8 protein-coding genes and 1 pseudogene are annotated in these 7,275 nt (G+C 66.1%); 5 read left to right on the top strand and 4 right to left on the bottom strand.

The annotated features are described in order from the left end of the window. The 4 genes from AX681_RS17630 to ligK form a co-directional block, all read right to left on the bottom strand. A partial coding sequence (locus AX681_RS17630; RefSeq protein WP_231735008.1) for an MFS transporter occupies window positions 1-433 on the bottom strand: 433 nt, incomplete at its 3' end. A 110-nt stretch (window positions 434-543) separates the two neighbouring features. After that, the gene (locus AX681_RS17625; RefSeq protein ID WP_066663506.1) at window positions 544-1,434 is read right to left on the bottom strand and encodes an amidohydrolase family protein; all 891 of its coding nucleotides are present in this window, start codon (window positions 1,432-1,434) and stop codon (window positions 544-546) included. A gap of 136 nt (window positions 1,435-1,570) precedes the next feature. After that, window positions 1,571-2,626: a 4-oxalomesaconate tautomerase gene (locus AX681_RS17620; RefSeq protein WP_066663491.1), complete on the bottom strand. Its 1,056-nt coding sequence runs from the start codon at window positions 2,624-2,626 to the stop codon at window positions 1,571-1,573. Continuing rightward, window positions 2,619-3,293 carry a 4-carboxy-4-hydroxy-2-oxoadipate aldolase/oxaloacetate decarboxylase gene (gene ligK / locus AX681_RS17615; RefSeq protein ID WP_066663493.1) on the bottom strand — a complete coding sequence of 225 codons (675 nt, stop codon included), beginning with the start codon at window positions 3,291-3,293 and terminating at the stop codon, window positions 2,619-2,621. Before ligK ends, AX681_RS17620 begins: the two co-directional genes overlap by 8 nt. A 189-nt stretch (window positions 3,294-3,482) precedes the next feature. Here ligK and AX681_RS17610 point away from each other — a divergent pair, with 189 nt between their 5' ends. From AX681_RS17610 to AX681_RS17590, 5 genes and pseudogenes are all read left to right on the top strand, one after another. Further along, complete coding sequence (locus tag AX681_RS17610; RefSeq protein WP_066663497.1) at window positions 3,483-4,691, top strand: LysR family transcriptional regulator; 1,209 nt, start codon at window positions 3,483-3,485, stop codon at window positions 4,689-4,691. Window positions 4,692-4,744: 53 nt separating this feature from the next. After that, window positions 4,745-5,608, top strand: coding sequence for an NAD(P)-dependent oxidoreductase (locus AX681_RS17605; RefSeq protein ID WP_066663508.1), 864 nt, complete (start codon window positions 4,745-4,747; stop codon window positions 5,606-5,608). Continuing rightward, on the top strand, window positions 5,605-6,624 hold the full coding sequence (locus AX681_RS17600) for an amidohydrolase family protein (protein ID WP_066663500.1): 1,020 nt from the start codon (window positions 5,605-5,607) through the stop codon (window positions 6,622-6,624). Before AX681_RS17605 ends, AX681_RS17600 begins: the two co-directional genes overlap by 4 nt. Further along, window positions 6,621-7,031: a protocatechuate 4,5-dioxygenase subunit alpha gene (ligA, locus tag AX681_RS17595; RefSeq protein ID WP_066663503.1), complete on the top strand. Its 411-nt coding sequence runs from the start codon at window positions 6,621-6,623 to the stop codon at window positions 7,029-7,031. Before AX681_RS17600 ends, ligA begins: the two co-directional genes overlap by 4 nt. A gap of 2 nt (window positions 7,032-7,033) precedes the next feature. Then, window positions 7,034-7,275, top strand: a pseudogene (locus AX681_RS17590) (protocatechuate 3,4-dioxygenase); the annotation flags it as partial.

The following is a 7,275-nucleotide window of genomic DNA, read 5'->3' as shown; positions in this document are numbered from 1 at the left end:
GCGCCCCGCCAATCAGTGTCAGCGCGGCGAGTATCCAGAACAGCGCCCGCCACCCGCCGATGCTCGTCACTGCACCACCCAGTGCCGGGGCGAGGGCGGGGGAGATCAGGGTCACGCTGGTCAGGATCGCCAGCGGCGCAGCGGCCTTGCCCACCGGCGCGGTGTCGGTCGCCATCGCACGCCCGGCGATCAGCGACGATGAGGCTCCCGCGGCCTGCACTGCCCGGCCCGCCAGCATCGTCGCCAAATTGCCGGCCAGCGCACACATCAGCGTGCCGCTCAGAAAGACCACCAGCCCGCCGATCAGCACCGGCCTGCGCCCCTGCCGATCCGCAACCGGTGCCCAGCCCAGCTGTCCCAGCGCCAGCCCGATCAGATAGACCGAAATGACCAACTGCCCGCCCGCTGGCGTCGCGCCGATCCCCTCGGCCAGTTGCGGCAGCGCGGGGACGATGATCTGGATCGCCAGCGAGCCGAGCGCGATGATCCCGCCCAGCAGGATCAGCCGTCCCGTCCTCTCGCTGGCCTCCGCGTCCGCGATGGTCAGGCTTCCTCGGGCCAGTAGAGCCGCATCGGATTGGCGACGAGCAGCTTGTGCTGCAACTCCGCCGTCGGCGCGATTTCGGGGATGACATCGACCAGCGCGCCGTCATCGGGCAGCACGCGCTCCATGTTCGGATGCGGCCAGTCGGTGCCCCACAGCACGCGATCGGGATAGGCCTCGACTAGCGGGCGCACCGCCGCGACGAAATCGGCATAAGGCGGTCCGGCGGGATCGAGCCGGTCGGGACAAGTGACCTTGGTCCAGATATCGTCGCGGCTGTCGAGCAGCGCGCGGAACGCGGTCATGTCCGCCCCGTCGGGCCCCTGCCGCACATCGGGCCGACCCATATGGTCGATCACGATCGGCACCGGAATCGCGGCGAGGAACGGCTTCATTTCCTCCAGGATATCCGCCTCGAAATAGACCACGACATGCCAGTTCAGCCGTGCGATCCGCTGCGCCACATCGAGGAACTTGTCCTTCGGCGCATCATCGACCAGCCGCTTCAAGAAGTTGAACCGCACGCCGCGAATGCCACCCGCGTGCAGCGCATCCAGTTCTTCGTCCGAAATCGCCGGATCGACCACCGCGATCCCGCGACACGTGCCGCCCGACACCGCGATGCCGTTCAGCGTCGCGGCATTGTCCGTGCCGTGACAGCTCGCCTGCACGATCACGTTGCGCGCAAAGCCCAGTCGCTCGCGCAGCGCGAACAGCGCCTCGGGCCCGGCGTCCTGTGGCAGATACTTCGCCTTGGGGCTGAACGGGAACTGCGCCTGCGGCCCGAACACATGGCAATGCGCATCGACCGCGCCCGGGGGCGGGGTAAAGCGCGGCTTAGAAGGCTCCAGCGTCCAGCTGCGGATACGCCCGTCCCGATCTGTGCTCACCGCCAAACTCCCATATTTCCGTCATGCTGAACTTGTTTCAGCATCCACCACGCCACACGCGGCTCAGCTAATGGCGGCAGATTGGACGCTGAAAGACCGCCAGCATGACCGACGGTGTTGCAGCCCCTGCGCCACATCACCCGAACACCATCCCATCCATCAGTTTCCGCGCCGTCCGCAGCATCCCCGCCTCGATCGGGGCACCAGCATCATCCAGCGTCACCACGCACTCAGTGACCCCGGTCGGATGCTCGACCCCCAGGGTCAGCGACCGTCCCTCCGGCACCACCGCCAGCGCGGCTGCGGGCGATCCGTCGATCAGGCACGCCGTCGCCACGCTGACCGCGCCCAGCACCCCGATCGAGGCATGAACGCGGTGCGGGATCAGTGATCGGACGGCGATCGCACCGCCTTCGCGTGGGGCTGCGACCAGCATCATCTTCGGCACTGATTTCCCGGTCACATCGCCCAGATTCATCAGCGGCCCGGCCTGCAACCGGATCGCCTCGACCTTCGCCTTCATCGCATCATCCGCGTCGAGCGTGTCGCGATCCTCGTAACCGGTGATGCCGACATCGCTCGCCGCGATCACCACGCACGGCATGCCGTTGTCGATCAGCGTGACCTTCACGCCATCGATCTCGTCCACGCCATTGCCGGTCGGCAGCAATGCGCCGCACGATGATCCAGCGGTATCGCGAAAGGCGAGCGGGATCGGCGCCGCCGTTCCCGGCACGCCGCTGATGCTTGCATCGCCGTCATAGCGGACCACGCCGCCCGGCGTCTGCACCGTCGCCACCGCGACCTGCCCGGTATTCTCCATGAAGATCGCGACGCGCGTCCCGCCGTCCTGTGCAGCAACCAGCCCGCGCTCGATCGCGAACGGACCGATCCCGGCGAGGATGTTTCCGCAATTCTGCGCATCGGTGACGATCGCTTGGTCGACGAACACTTGCAGGAACAGATAATCGACATCGACCCCGTCGCGCGCCGACTTGCGCACCACCGCGACCTTGCTCGTCAGCGGGTCCGCGCCGCCCATGCCGTCGATCTGGCGCGGGTCGGGCGACCCCATCACCCGCAGCAGAAACGCGTCGCGCGCGGCTGTATCGGCGGGCAGGTCGTCGGCAAGGAAATACCCGCCCTTCGACGTCCCGCCGCGCATCCACATGCAGCGGACGCCCTCACTCATATTTTAGCCCCATCTCAGCGAGGCGCGGCCGCATGTCGTAGATGTCGAGCCCCAGCTCACCCGCCGCCAGCCGCACGCGCTTGGCTTCCTCCGCCGCCTCACGCTTGCGCGCTGCCTCCAGCACGGTGGCGGCATCGGCGCGCTTGACCACGCACACCCCATCGTCATCGGCAACGATCACATCGCCCGGCTCGATCGCGGCCCCTGCGCACACGATCGGCACGTTGACCGACCCCAAAGTGTTCTTGACCGTCCCCTGCGCGAACACCGCCTTGGACCAGACCGGAAAGCCCATCTGCGTCAGGTCGCGCACGTCGCGCACGCCGGCATCAATCACCAGCCCGCGACACCCGCGCGCCATGGCGCTGGTCGCCAGCAGATCGCCGAAATAGCCGTCAACGCAGGGGGAGGTTGGCGCGAGGACGAGGATGTCACCTTCCTTCAGCTGCTCGATCGCGACATGCACCATCCAGTTGTCGCCCGGCGGGGAGGAAATGGTGACGGCGTTCCCCGCAATCCGCGCTCCGGCATAGATTGGGCGCATATAATGGGCGAGCAGGCCGATCCGTCCCTGCGCCTCGTGCACCGTCGCGACGCCCGCTTCGGCAAGGCCATCGACGATGTCCATCGGGGTGCGCTGGATATTCTGGACGACGCGTGCACTCATTGTCTTCTCCGGTGCGGAATGTCGAATCCGCCTTTGGGCCGATGCAGCCTTGTTGCGCGACATGTTCGCTTTTTTGAACAAATGCGCATTTCGGCCCGCGACTTTGTTCGCCTTCCATGGCTTCCGATCTCCAACACACCATAATATGAATTCCGTTTATGCAATAAGATTTTCGGATATGTTGGCGGCATGATCCGTCCGTTCGACCTCAATCTCCGGCACCTGCGCGCGCTGGGGCAAGTGATTGCGCAGGGCAGTCTCAACCGTGCGGCTGAGGCGGCGGGGCTGTCGCAGCCGGCACTGACGCAGGGGTTGGCCAAGCTGGAGAAGCAGCTCGGCGTCACCCTGTTCGACCGGCATTCGGACGGGGTCACGCCCAGTCCGGCCGGGACCGCGCTGGCCGAGCGGGTTGAGCGGGCATTCGACCAGCTCGCCGCAGCGACGCGGCGCTCGGCACGCGGCGGCTCGCGTGGGTTCGCGCGCCCCGAACTGCTGATGACCGCGACCCAACTCGATGCCTTCCTGCACTTCGCCGATGCGCAGGGTTTCGCCGGTGCGGCAGCGGCGAGCGGGATGTCGCAACCTGCCGTCCACCGTTCCGTCCGCGAACTCGAACAGGTCTGCGCGACCCCGCTCGCCGAGCGGCGCGGACGCGGCATGGCGCTGACCCCGGCGGGCCGCACGCTGGCGCGCGGCGTGCGGCTCGCCGCCAGCGAAATCGCTGCGGGGATCGCCGAGGCGCGCGGTGACGAAGGGGAGGGTGGCCGCATCGCAATCGGCGCGATGCCGCTCAGCCGCGCGCTGCTTCTGCCCCACAGCCTCGCGCAATTCCTGCGCGAAGAGCCGCGTACGGTGGTCGATGTGATCGAAGGGTCGTGGCGCGAGCTGGTCGATCCGCTCCTCGACGGCATTATCGACATCATGGTCGGTGCGCTGCGCGACGACTGCCCTCCCGGGGTGGAGCAGATGCCACTGTTCACCGATCGGCTTGCGATCTTCGGGCGGCGCGGGCATCCGCTGGCGCAGGGCGCAGTCGATCTCGATACGCTCGCCGCGCAGTCCTGGGTCGTGGGGCCGGTCGGCACGCCCCTGCGCGCGCACTGGGAGGCGCTGTTCGCCGGGCGCGCACTGCCCCCGGTCCCGATCGAATGCGGCTCGGTGATGGTGATCCGCGGCCTCTTGGTCCAGAGCGATCTGCTGACCCTGCTCTCGCCCGATCAGGTCGCGCTGGAGGTCGGGGCCGGAATGCTCGAGCGCATCGGTCCGCAACTCCCCGGCGCGGTCCGTACGATCGGCATCAGCACACGCGCAGGCTGGCGCCCCACCGCCAGCCAGGCCCGCTTCATCGACCTGCTCCACCGCGCCTCGAAAGAGACCAGACTTCAGAAAAACGGATAGCCCCCAAAGCAATCCGATTAGAACATGTCGCCAAACAACGCTTCATGGAACCCATGATCGAGTGGACATCTCTGGTGGGATTTGGCGAAGCAGGGCAAGCCTTTGCGCAACCCGGCGTTGCCGCATTCGACATCGCCACCGAAAATGGCGAAACACGTCCATCAAAGATCGCCGAATATGAACGCGCCGAAGTGCGCTGGTCCGCAACCCCCGCAGGTGCATTGGCGCATGCGGAATTGGTCCTGAGCCTCGTCACCGCCGATCAGGCGCTTCCAGCCGCGCAGCGCTGCGCGCCTTTGCTGAAATCCGGTGCGCTTTGGCTCGATATGAACAGCGTCGCGCCCGGCACCAAGCGCGAAGCCGCTCAAGCGGTTGAGGCAGCCGGCGCGCGCTATGTCGATGTCGCGGTGATGGCACCGGTGCTTCCAGCGCGGCTTTCGGTGCCGCTGCTGGTTGCCGGGCCGCATGCGGAGGGCGCCGCTGCGGCACTGCGTGCTTATGGCTTCACCAAGGTGTCGGTCGCAGGGCCGAAGGTCGGCGATGCGTCGGCGATCAAGATGATCCGGTCGGTGATGGTCAAGGGGCTGGAGGCGCTGACCGCCGAATGCGTGCTGGCCGCGGAGCGGGCGGGCGTGCGCGAGGCTGTGCTGGCCTCGCTCGACGCGAGTTGGAAGGAGCAGGGCTGGGCTGCGCGCGCCGATTATAATCTCGATCGGATGCTCGCCCACGGCACCCGCCGCGCCGCGGAGATGGAGGAGGTTGCCAAGACGCTGAGCGATCTGGGCGTCGATCCGGCGATGACGCGAGGGACGATCCAGCGTCAACGCGAGATGGGCGCGCTCGGCATGACGCCGCCCGACGGGCTGACGGCGAAACTCGCCGCAATTGAAGCAAGGGAAGAGGATAAAGCCGCGTGATCATCGACTGCCACGGCCATTACACCGTCCTGCCCAAGGCGCATGACGCCTGGCGCGAGGAGCAGAAGGCGGCGTTCAAGGCGGGGACGCCGTGCCCGCCCTATCCGCAGATTAGCGACGACGAGATCCGCGAGACGATCGAGGCGAACCAGCTGCGCCTGATCAAGGAACGCGGCGCGGACCTGACCATCTTTTCCCCCCGTGCATCGGCGATGGCGCCGCATGTCGGGGACGAAGCCGTCGCGATCGAATGGGCGAAGCGCTGCAACGACCTGATCGCTCGCGTCGTCGGGCTGTTCCCCGAGACGTTCGTCGGCGTGTGCATGCTGCCGCAATCGCCCAAGGCCGATATGACCGCCAGCATCGCCGAGCTGGAGCGGTGCGTGACCGAGCTCGGCTTCATCGGCTGCAACCTGAACCCCGATCCCGGCGGCGGGCATTTCACCCACCCGCCACTGACCGACCGCTATTGGTACCCGTTCTACGACAAGATGGTCGAGCTCGACGTTCCGGCGATGATCCATGTGTCGGGCAGCTGCAACCCGGCGATGCACGCGACCGGCGGCTATTATATCGCCGCCGACACGGTCGCCTTCATGCAGTTGCTGGAGGGCGATTTGTTCGCGGATTTCCCGAGCCTGCGCTTCATCATCCCGCATGGCGGCGGCGCAGTGCCCTATCATTGGGGGCGCTATCGCGGGCTGGCGGACATGCTGAAGAAACCGTCGCTCGACACGCATCTGATGAACAACATCTTCTTCGACACCTGCGTCTATCACCAGCCCGGAATCGACCTGCTCGCCGATGTGATCGAGAACAAGAACATTCTGTTCGGGTCGGAAATGGTCGGCGCGGTGCGCGGGATCGATCCCACCACCGGGCATTATTTCGACGATACCAAACGCTATGTCGATGCGCTCGACATCAGCGATGCCGAGCGCGCGGCGATCTTCTCCGGGAACGCCCGCCGTGTTTTTCCCCGCCTCGACGCCAAGCTGAAGGAGCGCGGCCTGTGACCGACCACACCGACATCCACACCTATCTCGCCGAGTTTGACGACATTCCCGGAACGCGCGTGTTCACCGCCAAGCGCGCACGCGCGGGATACCATATGAACCAGTTCGCGATGAGCCTGATGAAGGCCGAGAACCGCGAACGGTTCAAGGCAGACGAGCGCGCCTATCTCGACGAATGGCCGCTCTCCGAAGAGATGAAGCAGGCACTGCTCGCGCGCGATTACAACAAGTGCCTGGATCTGGGCGGCAACGTCTATTTCCTCTCGAAGCTCTTTTCGACCGACGGCATCGCCTTTGCCGAGGCGGTCAGCACGATGACCGATATGAGCTTTCCCGAATATCGCGAGATGATGATGCGCGGCGGGCGTTCGCCCGAGGGCGTCCGCTCGATCAGCAAAGGAAATTGAGCATGGCACGCATTACCGCAGGCGTCGCGTCGAGCCATGTCCCGCTGCTGGGCGTGGCGGTCGATCAGGGCAAGGATCGCGACGATTATTTCGGCCCGATCTTCGCCGGCTATGACTGGACCCGCGAATGGGAAAAGTCGGAAAAGCCCGACGTCGTGATCCTCGTCTATAACGACCATGCGTCGGCATTCGACATGAAGATCATCCCGACCTTCGCGATCGGTTGTGGCGAGCGCTACAAGCC

It is taken from the genome of Sphingomonas sp. CCH9-E2, from assembly GCF_001557215.1.
In the GTDB taxonomy this organism is placed as follows: domain Bacteria; phylum Pseudomonadota; class Alphaproteobacteria; order Sphingomonadales; family Sphingomonadaceae; genus Sphingomonas.
Note: the sequence above shows the minus strand (reverse complement) of the source record. Positions and strands in the feature narration are given on the sequence as shown.